The organism is Prescottella sp. GW823-FHT02E09 (assembly GCF_058797375.1).
In genome coordinates, this window is the sequence record NZ_JBXAJP010000001.1 from 35,167 (window position 1) to 51,856 (window position 16,690).

Genomic DNA, 16,690 nt, shown 5'->3' on the forward strand with positions numbered 1-16,690 from the left:
ACGGCCGACCCCGCGGGGCCGTCAGATGTGCTCGGCGATCCACTCCCCCGCGGCGTCGGCCGAGGTGATCTCGCCGCCGCGGACCCGCACGGCCATGTCCGTGAGGTCCGCGGTGGTGAGTTGCAGGACCACGCTGAGCCCCTTGACGTCGTCGGCCCGCAGCACCCCGCTGCGGAAGAGCGGCACCACGTTCTGCGCGGTGAACGCGCCCTTCGTGTCGGCGAGGACGACGAGCTCGTCCTGCGCGACGTCGGGTGCGGCGGCCGTGGTACCGCCGACCGGTGACGCGCCGGCGATCAGTTCGCGGGCCGCGTCGGAGGTCGAGCCGACCGGGACGACGGTCCCGAACGTGCACCCGTAGGCCGATCGCAGCCCCGAGAGCGCCTGCGCATTCTCGCGGAACGTGTCGGATGCGTACAGCGTCATGTCCGCGCACCCGGCAGCGATGTCGTCGATCGACCGGGCACCGAGGTCGTCGGCCTGTGCCGCGGACAGCACCAGCGCCGACCGGTCGTCGGCCGGCGAGTAGTCGGACACCGTAAGGCCTTCGGGCAGAGACTTGTTGAGTGCCTCGAAGACGTCCTCGGCGTCGGTGACGTCGGCGTCCGGATCGAACCAGTGCAGGAGGCGCCCGGTGTGCTCCGGCACCAGTGCCACCCGGTTCGAGTCGAGGGCGGCGACGCGGTCGGCGCGGTCTCCCAGCCCCAGCACGACTTCGGTGCTGCGCCCCGCTGCTTCGAGCGCGCCCGCGTACAACCGGGCGACGAGTTCGCTCTCGATCGTGTCCGAGGCGCCGATGACGACCGACTCGGGTGTCTCGGGTCCCCCGACGCTGCTGCCGGTGTCGACACCGCAGGCCGTGACGAACGCGAGCAGTGCAGCGATCGCCAAACGCGCCGAGAACCTGCCCACGCGCCCATTTCCGTTCGGTGACACCGTGTCCCTCTCCGCTCTGTTGCGGTGCGAACCGGCACCTGTCGGTACCGCGCACTTGTCGTACCTATCGTTACACTGACTTCGCGCACCATCATCACGAGCGGTCGAGAGATCCGGCTTGTCACCGCGCGGCACCGCTCCCCACGGGTGGCTGCCACGCCGGATCCGATGGAAGGACGACATGAAGAGTTCCCGGATCCACCTGTTCGCGGGTGTCGCCGTCGCGGCGTCACTGGCGCTTCTCACGGCGTGCGGCAGCAGCGACCCACTCGGCAGCGAGAGCTCTAGCGGCGGCGACCCGGACTCGATCGTCGTCGGCTCCGCCAACTTCCCCGAGTCGGAGACGGTCGGGTTCATCTACGCCGAGGCGCTGCGGGCCAACGGTTTCGACGTACAGACCAAGATGAACATCGGAACCCGCGAGATCTACGTCCCGGCGCTGCGCGACGGTTCCCTCACGCTCATTCCCGACTACACCGGGAATCTGCTCGAGTACCTCGATCCGGCGGCGTCGGCCACGACCGCCGCGGACATCGACGCCGCCCTGCCCACGGCGCTCGCGCCGGATCTCGCGATCACCACACCCGCACCGGCGGAGGACAAGGACGCCGTCGTGGTGACACGCGAGACGGCGGAGAAGTGGAATCTGACGTCGATCGCCGATCTCGCCGCGCACTCGGCGGAGGTGACGTTCGCGGCTCCGGCCGAGTTCCAGGAACGCTCGGTGGGCCTGCCCGGCCTACGGGAGAACTACGGACTCGACATCTCGCCGTCCAACTTCGTACCGATCGGCGACGGCGGCGGTCCCGCGACGGTCAAGGCCCTGACGTCGGGACAGGTGACCGCCGCGAACATCTTCACGACGTCACCCGCGATCGAGGCGAACGATCTGGTGGTGCTGGCCGACCCGAAGAGCAACTTCCCGGCTCAGAACGTGGTGCCGCTGCTGCGCGCGTCCGCGAAGACCGAGCAGTTGACGCGCGTCCTGGACGCGGTGTCAGCGAAGCTCACCACCGAGGAGCTCATCGGTCTCAACGACGCCGTGTCCGGTGACAGCAAGACCGAACCGCAGGCCGCGGCCGAGCAGTGGGTCACGCGGCACGGTCTGGACGCGCCCGTCTCGTGATCTCGTTCTCCGGTGTCACCAAACACTTTCCGGACGGCACGGTCGCGGTCGACGACCTCGACCTGAAGATCGACGAGGGCTCGTTCACGGTGTTCGTCGGCCCGTCCGGGTGCGGCAAGACGACGTCGATGCGGATGATCAACCGAATGGTGCTACCGACCGCGGGCACCGTCACCGTCGACGGCCGGGACGTCGCCACGACGGACGCCGTCCGGCTGCGGCTCGGCATCGGGTACGTCATCCAGAGCGCCGGACTGCTGCCGCACCGCACCGTCGTCGACAACGTCGCGACGGTTCCGGTGCTGCGCGGCGACTCGCGCCGGGACGCGCGGCGAGTCGCACTCGACGTGCTCGAGCGGGTGGGCCTGGACCCGGCGCTGGCCGGACGGTATCCGGGCCAGCTCTCCGGCGGTCAGCAGCAGCGGGTGGGCGTGGCACGGGCGTTGGCGGCCGATCCCCCGATCCTGTTGATGGACGAGCCGTTCAGCGCGGTGGATCCGGTGGTGCGGGCCGATCTGCAGGCCGAGATGCTGCGGCTGCAGTCCGAGCTGCGCAAGACCATCGTGTTCGTCACCCACGACATCGACGAGGCCGTCCGGCTCGGCGACCGGCTCGCGGTGTTCGGCCCGCACGGTCGCCTGCAGCAGTTCGACACGCCTCGAAACGTACTCTCGGCGCCCGCAACCGATTTCGTCGCCGACTTCGTGGGACACGACCGGGGGTATCGCGGGCTGTCCTTCCGCAGTGCCGACACCGTGGAGCTGCGCGAGATCCGGCGGGTGCGCGAATCCGATGCCGCGACAACCGTGCTCGGCCCCGACGAATGGGCGTTGATCGTCACCGCCGACGATCGGCCCCAGGGCTGGATCGACGCGGCCGGGGTCGACGCGGTCCGCGCCGGGCGCACCGTCTCCGACGCGACGGCCGCCGGCGGTTCGCTGTTCACGGTGGGCACGGACCTGCGCCGGGCCCTCGACGCGGCCATCTCGTCGCCGTCCGGAATCGGGGTCGCGGTGGACGCGGACGGTGTGGTCGCCGGCGGCATCGACGCGGGCGACGTGATCGCCCGACTGTCCGAGCAGCGGCGCGAAGAGGACCGACTGCGGAACGGCCGGTGATCGTGTGCGCTGGCTGATCGACAACTTCTCGCAAGTGCTGGAGCTGACCCGCACGCACCTCTACCTGGCGTTGCTGCCGCTGATGATCGGCCTGGTCGTCGCGGTGCCGGTGGGCACCGCGATCCGGCGTGTCCGCTGGCTGCGTCGCATCACGGTCGTCGCCGCCAGTGTCGCGTTCACGATCCCGTCACTGGCGTTGTTCGTGACCGTCCCGAGTGTGTTCGGACTGAGCATCCTCGACCCGAACAACGTCGTCATCGCGCTGAGCGTGTACTCCACCGCCCTGCTGATCCGCGCGGTGCCGGAGGCCCTGGACGCGGTGCCCGACGACGTCGTGGACGCCGCGACCGCGATCGGGTTCACACCGCTGCGCCGCGCACTCACCGTCGAACTGCCGCTGGCCCTGCCGGTCCTGGTCGCGAACGTCCGGGTCGTCGCCGTCACCAACATCTCCCTCGTGTCGGTGGGCTCGCTGATCGGAGTCGGGGGCCTGGGTGAGCTGTTCACGAAGGGCTATCAGCGCGACTACCCGGATCAGATCGTCGCCGGCATCATCGCGATCGTCGCGCTGGCCCTGGTCTTCGACGCCGCGCTGTACCTGCTGGGCCGACTGCTCACACCGTGGGAGCGCGGAGCGCGCCCCGACCGTTCCCGGCGCGACACCCTCGAACTGTCGGAGGGGCCCGCCTGACATGTTCACCAGCGCATGGGACTTCATCGTCGATCCCGCCAACTGGCAGGGGCCGACCGGGATCGGTGCCCGGATCCTGCAACATCTCTGGTACAGCCTGCTGGCCGTCGCGCTCGCGGCGGTGATCGCCGTGCCGGCCGGCCTGGCGATCGGCCACTTCCGCCGCGGCGAGATCGTCGTCGTGGGTGTGGTGAACGCACTGCGATCCCTGCCCACCCTCGGTGTGCTCACCCTGCTGGTGCTGCTGCTGGGGCTCGGGCTGGTGCCGCCGATCCTCGCCCTGGTCCTGCTCGGCATCCCACCGCTGCTGGCCGGCACGTACGCGGGCGTCGCGAATGTGGACCGGACCGTGGTGGACGCCGCCGAAGCGATGGGGATGACGCCGCTGCAGGTGCTGGTGCGCGTCGAGATCCCCAACGCGCTGCCGCTGGTCCTCGGCGGGCTGCGCAGTGCGACGCTGCAGGTGATCGCGACCGCGACCGTCGCGGCGTACGTCAATCTGGGTGGCCTCGGCCGCTACATCTTCGACGGGCTGGCCCTGCGCAGCTACGACCGCGTCCTGGTCGGCGCGATCCTGGTGGCGGTGCTGGCCCTGATCGTCGACGGGCTGCTGGCCGTGGCGGTGTGGGCGTCGGTGCCCGGCACCGGGCGCCTGCGCCGGCCCTACACCCCACCGATCGCCGCTACCGACGCCGAACGCCCCGACACGGTCCGCTGAGGGCTGTGTCGGGGCGTTCGAGCAGAACGTGCAGGGGTCCTATGCGACGCCCTCGTCCTTGGCCGCCTGCGCGACCGCTGCAGCGACCGCCGGGGCCACCCGCGGATCCAGCGGGCTGGGGACGATCTTGTCGACCGCGAGCTCGTCGCCGAGCACCGACAGGATCGCGTCCGCGGCGGCCAGCTTCATGCCCTCGGTGATCCGGCGTGCACCGGCGTCCAGGGCGCCCTTGAAGACACCGGGGAACGCGAGCACGTTGTTGATCTGGTTCGGGAAATCGCTGCGGCCCGTCGCGACGATCGCGGCGTACTTGCTGGCGATGTCGGGGTGGATCTCCGGATCCGGGTTCGACATCGCGAAGATGATCGACTCGGGAGCCATCGTCGCGATGATCTCCTCGGGCACGGTGCCCGCCGAGACACCCAGGAACACGTCGGCCCCGTCGAGTGCCTCGACGATGCCGCCGGTCCGCCCCGCGGGGTTGGTGCGCGCAGCGAGGTCGGCCTTGATCTCGTTGAGATCGCCGCGGTCGCTCGACACGATGCCCTTCGAATCGAGGACGGTCACGTCGGGCACACCCGCCGCCAGCAGGATGTTGGCGCACGCGACACCGGCAGCGCCGGCGCCGGAGATGACCACGCGCAGGCCCTCGATACCGCGGTTCTGGACCTTCGCGGCACCACGCAGCGCAGCGAGGGCCACGATGGCCGTGCCGTGCTGATCGTCGTGCATCACGGGGCAGTCCAGCGCCTCGATGACGCGGCGCTCGATCTCGAAGCAGCGCGGCGCCGAGATGTCCTCGAGGTTCACTGCGCCGAAACTCGGGCGCAGCCGGACCAGGGTCTCGACGATCTCGTCGGGGTCCTTGGTGTCGAGCACCAGCGGGATCGAGTTGAGGCCGGCAAAGTTCTTGAACAGCGCCGACTTGCCCTCCATGACCGGGAGCGAGGCGCGGGGCCCGATGTCGCCGAGGCCCAGGACGGCGGTGCCGTCACTGACGACGACCACGAGACGGTTGGTCCACGTGTAGCGATCGGCCAGCGTCTCGTCGGCGTGGATCGCCCGGCTGACCTGCGCAACACCGGGGGTGTACGCAATCGACAGCGCACGCTGGGAATCGAGGGGCGCGGTTGTCTCGACTGAGAGCTTGCCACCGATGTGGCCCGCGAAAATATCCTCGTCGGTGATTTCGACCTTTGGCGTTACGGAAGCTTCAGACACAGGGGACACGATGACACTCCTCTTGAGGCCAGACTCACTCGGGTCCTGGTTACTGAGAAGTAACCGCCTCGGTGAGATGAAAACGAGACAGCACTTCGAAACACAGGATTTGATCGGTTGCAGCTACCGGGGCGCGCGATCGCTGCACTACTGCCGGAGCGTGATGGCGCCGGGCGGGGTGGGCCCTGGCTCAAGTTCTGCCACCTTGGAAAACTCCGACGAAGGGCGGTAGCACCCTCGCGGAGTGCAGTAATTCTGCACCATCGGGAAGCAGGAATCAAATCCGTCGGATCGGTCGGAACCTCACCGAAAACGCGTTCTACCTGTGAGGACTCAGTTGCGACGCACTCGACACCACGCCGCACCACGAATGCCGCCGAACACGAGCAGTCAGGACCACCACTGGCTCCACAGCAACAGCCCGGTAATCGCCAGCACCGCGATCGCGGACACCGCGGCGGCTCCTCCGCGGCGCCGATCCGCGAACACCTGCAACCCCACGACGGCCACACTCGCGAGGACGTGCGCGGTGATCGACTCGCCACCCGGGCCGGGGAATCCACGGTCCGACGAGAGGTAGGCGGTACCGATCACGACGAGCGTGAGGACCACGACACCGCCCGCCACGACGCCCGACAGCCCCCGCAGGGTGCGCACCGGCCACGAGTCCCGCCGACGACGGACGCCGTCGAATCCGCCCCCCATCACCGGCCGCTGCCCCCGATCGTGACGTCGCTGCCGGAGAGCACTGGCACGCCACTCGCGCGCGCCACCAGCGCGTCGAATGCACCGGGGTCGGTGGTGTGCCGGCCGAGCTCGATGCTCTTGTTCGACCCGTGGTAGTCCGACGACCCGGTGGTGATCAGATCCAGTTCGGATGCCAGCGAACGCAGCACCTCGACATCGTGGTCGTCGTGATCGGGATGGTCGACCTCGAGCCCGCCGAGCCCCTGCTCGGCGAGTTCACGGATGTGGTCGAGCGACAGCAGCCGACCGCGGGTGCGGGCGCGGGCGTGCGCGATGACACTCACCCCGCCGGCGCCGGCGACCATGCGGACCGCGTGCTCGAGCGGAGTGTCGACCTTGTGCACGTAGTAGGGGCTCCTGGTCGACAACAGGTCGGTGAACGCCTCGCCGACGCTGGCCACCACGCCGGCACGGACGAGCGCCTGCGCCAGGTGCGGACGCCCGACTGCGGGGCCGGCCTCGGCCATCAACGCGTCGGGATCGATCGGCAGGCCGTCGTCGGCCATCCGCTTCGCCATCGCGCGCAGGCGTGCCACTCGCTCACCGCGCAGGCGCTCCCGCTCGACGGCGAACTCGCGCGCACTCGGATCGAACAGGTAGGCAAGCAGGTGCACGGCAACCGGACGACCGTCCTCGCCCCGCCCCTCGCACGACATCTCCATGCCCCGCACCAGTTGCATTCCGGTAGGAAGGGCGGCAGCGGCCTCACGCCAGCCCGCGGTGGTGTCGTGGTCGGTGATCGCGAGTACGTCGACTCCGGCCCGGGCCGCGGCCCGTACCAGTTCCGTCGGCGTGTCCGTGCCGTCGGAGGCGGTCGAGTGGGTGTGGAGATCGATACGCACCGGTCCAGTGTGTCAGGTCCGAAAGGTGCGCGCTGCGCCCGCTTTACCGACGGGTCACAGCGCGGCGGCGCCCCGATCGGGGTCACGCACGTCGATTCCGGCCTCTGCCCAGGCCTCACGCAGCGCGGCGGCCCCGCGCAGACGCACCCACGCAGCCTCGGTCCCTGTCAGCGGCACCACCGAGAGGAACTGGACGGGGTCCAGCGGTTCGGGCAGCACGAGGTCCGGGATCTCGCTGGGCCCCAGCAGAACCGCGGTGAACGGCACACCCTTCCACAGCGGCTCCCCCAGGTCGATCAACCCGTCCGGCTTGAGCACCACGCCCTCGACGGACGGTGCGGCGGCGAGGACGGCCAACGTGCGGTGCACACCGGACGCGACGCCCGCGCCACCGACGAGGCTCAGGACCAGTTCGGCGCGTGGACCGCGCGTCGGGTCGGCGATCATGTCGCTCGGATCACCCATCGGGTGCCGGGCGCACCCCAGAGTGGCGTAGCAGACGGGCGCATCGCCGTCGCCCGGGTAGCGCAGGACGTCGACGGGTTCGACTCCGAGGAAGGTCACCGATGCGGCGGTCGGCTCGGGCCCGCCGATGTACCGGTCGAGATGTGCGCGTACGGCGGAGACAACACTGTCAGTCACACACCCATCTAACACCGGGGCGTACGAGGCTCACTCCGCTCGCCCGATCCGCACATCGAACGTCTCGGCGTCGGGATGCGCGAAGCGCAGCAGGCGCCGGCCCTCCGCCTCCAGTGCCGTGACGTGGGTGCGCGCGAGGGCGCGGAAGGTCGCGACGTCGAGCACCGCGGTCGCATCTTCCCGGCGCGGTGCGATCCATCCGGCAACGGTGCCGCCGACGAGCAACGCGGGCTTGACGATCCCGTTCTGGGTGAACAGCGTCCGCCGGTGCTCGTCGGCGAGGAAGCGGGTGCGATCGGCGTACGAGAGCAGGATGTTGTCGTACGGCGCGAGCAACCGCACCGGCGCGGGGACCGAGGTGTCGGGCCGCGGGGCATCCGGAAGATCGAACAGTTCGGCCCCCGATTCCGACGTAAAGCGTTCGAGTTCGGGCCGCAGCCGATCGACCACCTCCCCCAGTCGGGTGAGGCCGGACCAGGCCTGGACGTCGCGCACGCTCGCGGGGCCGTACGCCGCGAGGTACCGGAGCACCATCCGTTCGACCGAGGGAGCAGGCCCGCCGGGCCTTCCCACCCACGAGTCGAGGGTGGTGCACACCGGAGATCCCGAGCGACCCCACAGACCGCGGGGTGGAAGCTGCACGAGCGGTACCAGTCCCCGCACCCCGTGGGCGAGCGCGTTCGGGTCGCGACCGGGCCACCGCTCGGCCAACAGCGGGCGCAACTGTGCCATCGTGCGGGGTTCCTGCTCGACGAGTTGCCGTCCGACCGCCGCGAGTTCGCCCCGGTCGATCCCGGCCAGCTGCGGACCGTGTTGCGTGTTGGTGTCGAGGTCCCGATCGAACAGCGGTTGGACGAGGGCACGGAGCGCGAACGCATCGTCGGCGGCCACCAGGTGGACGGTGCCGCGCATCAAGGCGATTCGGACGACCTCGCCGCTCTCGACGAGCGCGGAGAGAGTCTCGGGACGAAATCCCTTCAGCCGCGACCACAACGCGAAGTACGGCGCCGACGGGGACTGCGCCTGCAGTCCGTACAGGTGCTCGACCGCAGTCGGCGTGTCGCCGTCGCTGCGCCGCAGCAGGTGTTGACGCGCGAGCGTCGCCCGCCCCACCGAACGCTGCGACAACGTGCGGGGCCGGACGGTGGTCGAGTGCGTGCGTCGAACGTTCATGTGCTCGAACCTACTTCGAACCTCTCCCGACCAGAGGGAGACCGATTGGACAACACCGCACCGACGCACTAGTTAGATGAATTAACCAATTTGCACCACCCCTTGCCTCGCGCATCTTGCTTCACCGCGTTTGCTCGATCTCGCACAAGTTTCGCCCAGGAGCCACCTTGCCCCGCAACGCCACCCGACCGCCCGGCACCGCACTGACCGCCACCCTCTGCTTCGTCATCCTCGTCGCGTCGGTCCAGCAGACCGTCGTCATCCCCCTGTCCGGCGTGATCGGTCACCAACTCGACGTCGGACCGACCGCGATCGGCTGGACGCTCACCGCGAGCTTCCTCGCGGCGGCGGTCACCACGCCCGTGGTGGGTCGCATGGCCGATCTGCGGCGCAAGCGAACGGTCCTGCTGGGCGTCCTGGTGGTGGTGTTGGCCGGGTCGATCCTCGGTTCCATCACCGAGTCGCTGCCGTGGTTGCTGGTCGCCCGGGTGTTGCAGGGCCTGTCGTTCGCGGCCTTCCCGGTGAGCATCGCGATCCTGAGGGACGAGTTCACGCCGAAGCAACTGACGTCGGCGATGGGGCTGCTGTCCGGCACGCTCGGTTTCGGCGGTGCCATCGGGATGGTGCTGACCGGATTGCTCGTCTCGGAGGGCACCGACTACCGACGGGTGTTCTGGCTCGCGATGGGCATGACGATCATCGCGATCGTCGGCGTCGTCGTGACGGTGCCGTCCCGCCCGAACCCCACCCCAGGCAGGGTCGACTGGGCCGGCGCCGCCCTGCTCGGCGCGGGGCTCGTGTTGCTGCTGATGCCGCTGGCCGAGGGCGTCCGGTGGGGCTGGACGTCGCCCGCGACGATCGGCTGCGCCGTGGGCGGCCTCGTCGTGCTGGGCGTCTGGTTCGCCGTCGAACGCCGGATCAGCCGGCCGCTGGTACCACCGGCGATGCTCACTCACCGGCCCGTGCTGTTCACCCACCTCGCCGGTCTGCTCGTCGGCGCCGGCATGTTCGTCAACGTCACCGCGGTGATGTACTTCGTGCAGAGTTCCCGCGGGATCGTCGGCTACGGATTCGACGCCGATCCGATGCGCGCCAGCGTGATGTTCATCCTGCCCGGTGCGACCGTGGGCGTGATCGCGTCGATCTGCAGCGGCATGCTCATCACCCGGTTCGGTCCGCGCAGCGTGATGGCGGCGGCGTCCGTGCTGGGCGTGCTCGGGTTCGGTTCGATGGTCGTGGCACACGAACACCCGTGGCAGGTGGTGTGCGCGTCGATACTGATGTGTGCGTTCACGAGCCTGTCGTACGCATCCCTGCCGGCACTGCTGGTCGCGGAGGTGGAACCGGGCCTGACGGGGGTCGCCAACAGCGTCAACTCGATCGCCCGGACCGTCGGTAGCAGCGTGGCGAGCGCCCTACTGGCGACACTCCTGACCACCCACACCGTCGCCGGTGGCGGCGCCGCGGTGGACGCCTACCTGATCGCGTTCGCCATCGGCGCCGGATGCTCGGTGGCCGCGGCCGTTCTGGTGTTCCTCGCGACCGCGAAGTCCCATCGACGCCGGCCGGCCGGAGCGGAACCGGTGCCGGTCGGCTAGAGCGCCAGTTTGGCCAGCATGTCGCGCGCGGTCTCGGCCGTCTTGGGGTCGCACAGCACGTCGTAGCGTCCGGCCACCAACTGCATCGTCGACGAGAAGTCGCGCGTGCCACGAGCCGCCGCGTACGGGATCGTGGTGGAGATCAGCCCGAAGATGATGCCACCGAACACGCCGACCAGCAGCGGCCCGAGGAACCCACCGGTGAAGATGCCGAGCAACAAGCCGAAGAACACGCCCAACCAGGCACCCGAAACGATGCCGCCACCAATGACTTTGGTCCAGGTGAGCCTGCCGAGGACCCGCTCGACCTGCATCAGGTCGACGCCGACGATCGTGACGTCCTCGACCGAGAACTCCTGATCCGACAGGTAGTCCACGGCACGCTGTGCCTCGGCGTACGTCGGATACGAACCGATGGGCCAGCCGGTGGGCGGCGTCGGTAGCCCGCGGCCCTGTCGGTTCGGCTGTGAGAGTGGATTCGTCATCGTCTTCGTCTCTCCTGCTGGGGGCGTGCGATATGTCCGGTTCTACCGATGTCCGGTTCTTGATATCAATTGTGCCCGCACCGAGCGACGGGCGCCTACCCGTTCACGGGCGGCGTGAACGACGACGTACGTGACATGCCGGCGGCCCGCCCCTTCGCCGAGATCACCAGCGCCATCTTGCGGCTCGCCTCGTCGATCATCTCGTCGCCGAGCATGACCGCGCCGCGCCCGCCACCGTCCGCCGAGGTGTGGAACTGGTACGCGTCGAGGATCAGCTCCGCCTGGTCGAAATCTTCCTGCCGGGGACTGAAGACCTCATTCGCGGCATCGATCTGGGTGGGGTGCAGGACCCACTTGCCGTCGAAGCCGAGTGCGGCCGTCCGCTGCGCCGAGCGGCGGAACGCGTCGACGTCACGAATCTGCAGGTACGGGCCGTCGATGGCCTGCAGGTCGTGTGCCCGCGCGGCCATCAGGATCGTCATCAGGATGTGGTGGTACGCATCTCCGCGGTCGTACCCGTCAGGCTGCTCGCCGACCACGAGCGTGCGCATGTTGATGCTGGCCATGAAGTCCGCGGGCCCGAACACCAGCGTCTGCACGCGCGGGCTCGCGGTCGCGATCGCGTTGATGTTCGTCAGCCCGATCGCGTTCTCGATCTGCGGTTCGATGCCGATCCGGCCCACCTCGAGACCGTTGGCCTTCTCGACCTGGGTCAGCAGCAGGTCGAGCGCCTGAACGTGACTGGCGTCGGGCACCTTCGGCAGCAGCACGGCGTCGAGGTTGGCGCCCGCACCGCCCACGACGGTCGCGATGTCTGCATGCGTCCACTCGGTGGTCCAGTCGTTGACCCGCACCACCTTGATCTGCTCGCCCCACCCGTCCTCGTTGAGGGCGTCGACGATCCGTGCCCGCGCCTCGGCCTTCGCGATCGGCGCGACCGCGTCCTCGAGGTCGAGGAAGATCTCGTCGGCCGGCAACCCCTTCGCCTTGTCGATCATCTTCCTGCTCGACCCCGGCACCGCCAGGACGGACCGACGTGGCCTGATACGAGAAGTCATGACCGAACGGCCCTCCGAATTCAGTGGATTTCCGAGCAAGGATCTAGCCTTTTCATCATGGCAGCTGTGAACAAGGTATTCGCAGCCAGGCTCGCCGGCCTGGTGGTTCTCGGACCGGACGGCGAGTCGATCGGGCGCGTGCGGGACGTGGTGCTGACGATCCGAATAGGCAGACAGCCGCCGCGCGTTCTGGGCCTGGTCATCGAGATGTTCACGCGCAAGAGAATTTTCGTGCCGATGCTCCGTGTCACCGCGATCGAGCCGGCATCGGTCACCCTCAAGACCGGCAACGTGAGCCTGCGCCGTTTCGACCAGCGTCCGACCGAGATCCTCGCGCTCGCTCAGGTCCTCGATTCCCGCGTCCGGATCGACGATCCGGAAGTCACCGACGCGATCGGCGCCGACGTCGTGGTCGTCGACCTCGGTATCGAACTCACCCGGACCCGCGACTGGGTGGTGTCGAGGGTCGCGGTGCGCGCCCCCCGTGGGCGGCTCGGCCGCCGGTCGGCGATCCACGTCGTCGACTGGCAGCACGTGCACGGACTGACCCCGACCGCGCTGGCGATGCCCGGTCAGGGCGTTTCACAGCTGCTGATGCAGTTCGACGGCATGCGCGCCGCGGACGTCGCGCACGCGATGCGTGAGCTTCCCGAGAAGCGCCGGCACGAGGTGGCTCTCGCGCTCGACGACGAACGTCTCGCCGACGTCGTGCAGGAGTTGCCCGCCGACGACCAGACCGACCTGCTGCTCCATCTCGAGGTCGAGCGCGCCGCGGACGTGCTCGAGGCGATGGACCCCGACGATGCCGCCGACCTCCTCGGTGAGCTGCCCGAGACGGACGCCGAGTCGCTGCTGCAGCTGATGGATCCCGAGGACTCCGCGCCGGTCCGACGTCTCCTCGAGCACTCCCCCGACACCGCGGGCGGGCTCATGACGCCCGAACCGGTGGTGCTGACACCGTCCACGACGGTCGCAGAGGCACTGGCTCGCGCCCGCAACGCCGACCTGACGCCCGCGCTCGCGAGCATGGTCTTCGTGGTGCGGCCTCCGACTGCGACGCCGACCGGCCGCTATCTGGGGTGCGTCCACCTGCAACGGCTGCTCCGCGAGCCACCCGCGAGCCTGGTCGGCGGCGTGCTGGACGACGACCTGCCCCGACTCGATCCCGAGGACTCGCTCGCGACCGTCACGCGGTACTTCGCCACCTACAACCTGGTGTGCGCGCCGGTCGTCGACGACGAGCACCACCTGCTCGGCGCGGTGACCGTCGACGACGTGCTCGACCACCTGCTGCCGACCGACTGGCGCGAAGAGGAGGCCGGCGATGAGTGAGCCGACCGGACGCCAGCGCCTCGAGACCCCCCGCGGGACTCGCGGGCTGCGCATGCACATCGACGTCGAGGCCGTGGGCCGGGTCAGCGAGAACATCGCGCGGTTCCTCGGCACCGGCCGTTACCTGCTCATCCAGACCGTGATCGTGATCGTGTGGGTCGCGCTCAACGTCTTCGCGGTGAGTCTGCAGTGGGACCCCTACCCGTTCATCCTGCTGAACCTCGCCTTCTCGACGCAGGCCGCGTATGCCGCTCCGCTGATCCTGCTGGCCCAGAACCGGCAGGAGAACCGTGACCGCGTATCGCTCGAGGAAGACCGGGCGCGCGCCGAGCAGACCAAGGCGGACACCGAGTTCCTCGCCCGCGAACTGGCCGCGCTGCGGCTGGCGGTGGGTGAGGTCGCCACCCGTGACTACCTCCGCCGCGAACTCGACGACCTCAAGCAGATCCTCGCCGAGCGCGACGCCCGGCAGGACGATGACGGCGAACCCGCCCCACCCCCGAAGGCCCGCGGCGCCCGCAAGTAGCCCGGACACAGCGGACGATCGCCACGGGTGCCGCGGTTCCCCGACACGACCGGTCACCGATATGTAACGTGTGTCACATCGTTCGAGATGTATCCGACGGAACGCTCCGTACGGGGTGGCCGAGCGTGGATGCAGGTTCCTGCAAGGAGGGGTTGAGAGAGTGCGCGTGCGTGGAACTGTCGGAGTGTCGGCCCTCGTCCTTGCCGGATTCGTGACAGCAGCGTCATCCATAGGTGGCGTGTTCGCGGCCCCTCCCACCGAGTCGACGTCGGCCGCCGCTACCCACGATCTGGATCCCGGCACCGAGCCTCCGGCCGCGCAGGCGGCCCTCATCCCGACCGTCGGGCTCGTCCCCGCCGCACCCCGGCCCGAGCGCCAGCTGCGCACGGCGAAGCCTGCCGCGACACCGCCGATCCCGGACCCGGCGAACCTGCTGCCCGGCGCCGCGCCGCGCTCGGTGCCGGTCCCCGTGGTGGTCGGCCCGCTCGGCATCCCGGAGATCGTCCTCAACGCCTACCGGTCGGCCGAGCTCACGATGGCCAGCGCCCAGCCGGGCTGTGGGCTGCAGTGGAATCTCCTCGCCGGCATCGGGAAGATCGAGTCCGGTCACGCCGGCGGTGGCCAGACCGATGCGGCGGGCACCACCGTCACACCGATCCTGGGCCCCACCCTCAACGGGCACCTGGCAGGCAACGAGATCATCACCGACACCGATCGGGGTCTGCTCGACGGTGATCCGACGCACGATCGCGCCGTCGGCCCGATGCAGTTCATCCCGAGCACCTGGGCGCACTACGCGTCGGACGGCAACGGCGACGGCGTCGCCGACCCCAACAACGTCTTCGACGCCTCCCTCGCGGCGGCGCGGTACCTGTGCTCCGGTGGCCTGAACCTGAACGACGCGGCCCAACAGTCGAGGGCCGTGCTGCGCTACAACAACTCGACGACGTACATGGCGAACGTCCTCGGCTGGTCGGCCGCCTATCGGACCGGCGGTACGGCCGCCCCGTCGGTGCCCGTCACCCCCGCCCCGCCCGAGCGGGCGCCGGATTCGGAGGCAGTGTCGGTGGCGGACGCGGCCCCCGAGTCCACGTCGGCCACACCGCCCCCCGCGGCACCGCCGGCCGATCAGGTTCCCGCACCTGCTCCGGCGCCCATGCCGCTGCCGGTCATCCCCGGGCTTCCGACGCTGCCGTGCCTCGTCTTCTGCCCGCCTGCCGAGCCTGCGGAGGCACCCGCACCCCCACCGGGCCCGGTCGCATGACGGCGCCGCCTACCATGGGGGCATGGCAGCCCTGAGCGAGACCGCCGTCCGCACCGCACTGTCGCGGGTGCAGGACCCCGAGATCCGTAAACCCATCACGGAACTCGGAATGGTCAAAAGCATCGAGATCGGCGACGACGGCAGTGTCGACATCGGCATCTACCTCACCACCGCGGGTTGCCCGCTGCGGACCGAGATCACCGAACGCGTCACCAAGGCCGTCGCGGACGTCGAGGGTGCGGGCGCGATCCGCGTCGACCTCGACGTGATGAGCGACGAGCAGCGGACCGAGCTACGTCGCTCGCTCCGCGGCGATTCCACCGAGCCGGTGATCCCGTTCGCCCAGCCCGGCTCACTCACCCGCGTCTACGCGGTCGCGTCCGGCAAGGGCGGCGTCGGGAAGTCCAGCGTCACAGTGAATCTGGCCGCAGCCATGGCCACGAAGGGGTTGTCGGTGGGCGTGCTCGACGCCGACATCTACGGCCACTCCGTGCCCCGCATGCTCGGCACCGACGCCAAGCCCACCCAGGTGGAGCGGATGATCATGCCGCCGCAGTCCCACGACGTGAAGCTGATCTCGATCGCCCAGTTCACGCAGGGCAACACCCCGGTCGTGTGGCGCGGACCCATGCTGCACCGCGCGCTGCAGCAGTTCCTCGCCGACGTGTTCTGGGGCGATCTCGACGTGCTGCTGCTGGACCTTCCGCCCGGCACCGGTGACGTCGCGATCTCCGTCGCTCAGCTCATTCCCGGCGCCGAGATCCTCGTCGTCACCACACCGCAGCAGGCGGCCGCCGAGGTCGCCGAGCGGGCCGGCGCGATCGCGCTGCAGACCCGTCAGCGCATCGCCGGTGTCGTGGAGAACATGTCGTGGATGGAACTGCCCGACGGCACCCGGATGGAGGTGTTCGGCTCGGGCGGCGGACAGGCCGTCGCGGACCGGCTCACCAAGGCGGTCGGCGCGAAGGTTCCCCTGCTGGGGCAGATCCCGCTCGAACAGGCCGTCCGCGAAGGCGGCGACGCCGGACTGCCGATCGTGCTCGGCGCCCCCGATTCGCCGGCCGGCACAGCGCTGCGCGACATCGCCGACAAGCTGTCCGTGCGTGCCCGTGGCCTCGCGGGGATGTCGCTCGGCATCGACACCACCCGGCACCTGTAGCACCGACGAAAACGGGGGGGGGGGGGGGGGGGGGGGGGGGGGGGGGGGGGGGGG

Annotated in this window: 17 protein-coding genes; 9 read left to right on the forward strand and 8 right to left on the reverse strand. The window is 69.7% G+C overall.

Annotation, left to right across the window (positions count from 1 at the left end; translation table 11 throughout):
- Window positions 1–21 precede the first annotated feature (21 nt).
- The gene (locus AC1RIF_RS00135) at window positions 22–912 is read right to left on the reverse strand and encodes an ABC transporter substrate-binding protein (RefSeq protein WP_492599357.1); all 891 of its coding nucleotides are present in this window, start codon (window positions 910–912) and stop codon (window positions 22–24) included.
- 205 nt (window positions 913–1,117) lie between these two features.
- On the opposite strand from AC1RIF_RS00135, the gene AC1RIF_RS00140 reads away from it, so the two are divergent.
- From AC1RIF_RS00140 to AC1RIF_RS00155, 4 genes are read left to right on the forward strand one after another with little or no spacing between them, the layout of a single operon-like run.
- Window positions 1,118–2,062: an ABC transporter substrate-binding protein gene (locus AC1RIF_RS00140; RefSeq protein ID WP_492599358.1), complete on the forward strand. Its 945-nt coding sequence runs from the start codon at window positions 1,118–1,120 to the stop codon at window positions 2,060–2,062.
- Complete coding sequence (locus AC1RIF_RS00145; protein ID WP_492599359.1) at window positions 2,059–3,180, forward strand: ABC transporter ATP-binding protein; 1,122 nt, start codon at window positions 2,059–2,061, stop codon at window positions 3,178–3,180. The genes AC1RIF_RS00140 and AC1RIF_RS00145 overlap by 4 nt, the downstream gene beginning before the upstream one ends.
- Window positions 3,181–3,184: 4 nt before the next feature.
- On the forward strand, window positions 3,185–3,871 hold the full coding sequence (locus AC1RIF_RS00150; RefSeq protein ID WP_492599360.1) for an ABC transporter permease: 687 nt from the start codon (window positions 3,185–3,187) through the stop codon (window positions 3,869–3,871).
- Window position 3,872: 1 nt separating this feature from the next.
- Window positions 3,873–4,589 carry an ABC transporter permease gene (locus AC1RIF_RS00155; protein ID WP_492599361.1) on the forward strand — a complete coding sequence of 239 codons (717 nt, stop codon included), beginning with the start codon at window positions 3,873–3,875 and terminating at the stop codon, window positions 4,587–4,589.
- A gap of 39 nt (window positions 4,590–4,628) precedes the next feature.
- On the opposite strand, the gene AC1RIF_RS00160 is transcribed toward AC1RIF_RS00155, so the two are convergent.
- The 5 genes from AC1RIF_RS00160 to AC1RIF_RS00180 form a co-directional block, all read right to left on the reverse strand.
- Window positions 4,629–5,819, reverse strand: coding sequence for an NAD(P)-dependent malic enzyme (locus AC1RIF_RS00160; protein WP_492599362.1), 1,191 nt, complete (start codon window positions 5,817–5,819; stop codon window positions 4,629–4,631).
- A gap of 381 nt (window positions 5,820–6,200) precedes the next feature.
- A complete protein-coding gene (locus AC1RIF_RS00165; protein ID WP_492599363.1) occupies window positions 6,201–6,515 on the reverse strand; it encodes a hypothetical protein in 315 nt (104 codons plus the stop codon).
- Window positions 6,515–7,399 carry a PHP domain-containing protein gene (locus AC1RIF_RS00170; protein WP_492599364.1) on the reverse strand — a complete coding sequence of 295 codons (885 nt, stop codon included), beginning with the start codon at window positions 7,397–7,399 and terminating at the stop codon, window positions 6,515–6,517. The genes AC1RIF_RS00165 and AC1RIF_RS00170 overlap by 1 nt, the downstream gene beginning before the upstream one ends.
- A gap of 54 nt (window positions 7,400–7,453) precedes the next feature.
- On the reverse strand, window positions 7,454–8,041 hold the full coding sequence (locus AC1RIF_RS00175) for a suppressor of fused domain protein (protein ID WP_492599365.1): 588 nt from the start codon (window positions 8,039–8,041) through the stop codon (window positions 7,454–7,456).
- Window positions 8,042–8,071: 30 nt separating this feature from the next.
- On the reverse strand, window positions 8,072–9,214 hold the full coding sequence (locus AC1RIF_RS00180) for a winged helix DNA-binding domain-containing protein (RefSeq protein ID WP_492599366.1): 1,143 nt from the start codon (window positions 9,212–9,214) through the stop codon (window positions 8,072–8,074).
- Between the two features lie 167 nt (window positions 9,215–9,381).
- Here AC1RIF_RS00180 and AC1RIF_RS00185 point away from each other — a divergent pair, with 167 nt between their 5' ends.
- Window positions 9,382–10,812: an MFS transporter gene (locus tag AC1RIF_RS00185; RefSeq protein WP_492599367.1), complete on the forward strand. Its 1,431-nt coding sequence runs from the start codon at window positions 9,382–9,384 to the stop codon at window positions 10,810–10,812.
- Here the strand turns inward: AC1RIF_RS00185 and AC1RIF_RS00190 are convergent.
- Entirely contained in the window at window positions 10,809–11,297 is a 489-nt protein-coding gene (locus AC1RIF_RS00190) for a YflT domain-containing protein (protein ID WP_492599368.1), read from the reverse strand. The genes AC1RIF_RS00185 and AC1RIF_RS00190 overlap by 4 nt on opposite strands.
- A 95-nt stretch (window positions 11,298–11,392) precedes the next feature.
- On the reverse strand, window positions 11,393–12,355 hold the full coding sequence (locus AC1RIF_RS00195; RefSeq protein ID WP_492599369.1) for an HpcH/HpaI aldolase/citrate lyase family protein: 963 nt from the start codon (window positions 12,353–12,355) through the stop codon (window positions 11,393–11,395).
- Window positions 12,356–12,412: 57 nt separating this feature from the next.
- Here AC1RIF_RS00195 and AC1RIF_RS00200 point away from each other — a divergent pair, with 57 nt between their 5' ends.
- From AC1RIF_RS00200 to AC1RIF_RS00215, 4 genes are all read left to right on the forward strand, one after another.
- Window positions 12,413–13,687, forward strand: a complete 1,275-nt coding sequence (locus AC1RIF_RS00200) for a magnesium transporter MgtE N-terminal domain-containing protein (protein WP_492599370.1) — start codon at window positions 12,413–12,415, stop codon at window positions 13,685–13,687.
- The gene (locus AC1RIF_RS00205; protein WP_492599371.1) at window positions 13,680–14,213 is read left to right on the forward strand and encodes a DUF1003 domain-containing protein; all 534 of its coding nucleotides are present in this window, start codon (window positions 13,680–13,682) and stop codon (window positions 14,211–14,213) included. The genes AC1RIF_RS00200 and AC1RIF_RS00205 overlap by 8 nt, the downstream gene beginning before the upstream one ends.
- Window positions 14,214–14,373: 160 nt before the next feature.
- On the forward strand, window positions 14,374–15,477 hold the full coding sequence (locus AC1RIF_RS00210; RefSeq protein ID WP_492599372.1) for a lytic transglycosylase domain-containing protein: 1,104 nt from the start codon (window positions 14,374–14,376) through the stop codon (window positions 15,475–15,477).
- A gap of 22 nt (window positions 15,478–15,499) precedes the next feature.
- A complete protein-coding gene (locus AC1RIF_RS00215; RefSeq protein WP_492599373.1) occupies window positions 15,500–16,636 on the forward strand; it encodes an Mrp/NBP35 family ATP-binding protein in 1,137 nt (378 codons plus the stop codon).
- Window positions 16,637–16,690 lie beyond the last annotated feature (54 nt).

Excerpts from the sequence above, each read along its gene's own strand:
- AC1RIF_RS00215 (WP_492599373.1), top strand. The coding sequence starts at position 15,500 with ATGGCAGCCCTGAGCGAGACCGCCGTCCGCACCGCACTGTCGCGGGTG.
- AC1RIF_RS00155 (WP_492599361.1), top strand. The coding sequence starts at position 3,873 with ATGTTCACCAGCGCATGGGACTTCATCGTCGATCCCGCCAACTGGCAG.
- AC1RIF_RS00205 (WP_492599371.1), top strand. The coding sequence starts at position 13,680 with ATGAGTGAGCCGACCGGACGCCAGCGCCTCGAGACCCCCCGCGGGACT.
- AC1RIF_RS00180 (WP_492599366.1), bottom strand. The coding sequence starts at position 9,214 with ATGAACGTTCGACGCACGCACTCGACCACCGTCCGGCCCCGCACGTTG.
- AC1RIF_RS00140 (WP_492599358.1), top strand. The coding sequence starts at position 1,118 with ATGAAGAGTTCCCGGATCCACCTGTTCGCGGGTGTCGCCGTCGCGGCG.
- AC1RIF_RS00165 (WP_492599363.1), bottom strand. The coding sequence starts at position 6,515 with ATGGGGGGCGGATTCGACGGCGTCCGTCGTCGGCGGGACTCGTGGCCG.
- AC1RIF_RS00190 (WP_492599368.1), bottom strand. The coding sequence starts at position 11,297 with ATGACGAATCCACTCTCACAGCCGAACCGACAGGGCCGCGGGCTACCG.
- AC1RIF_RS00195 (WP_492599369.1), bottom strand. The coding sequence starts at position 12,355 with ATGACTTCTCGTATCAGGCCACGTCGGTCCGTCCTGGCGGTGCCGGGG.
- AC1RIF_RS00200 (WP_492599370.1), top strand. The coding sequence starts at position 12,413 with ATGGCAGCTGTGAACAAGGTATTCGCAGCCAGGCTCGCCGGCCTGGTG.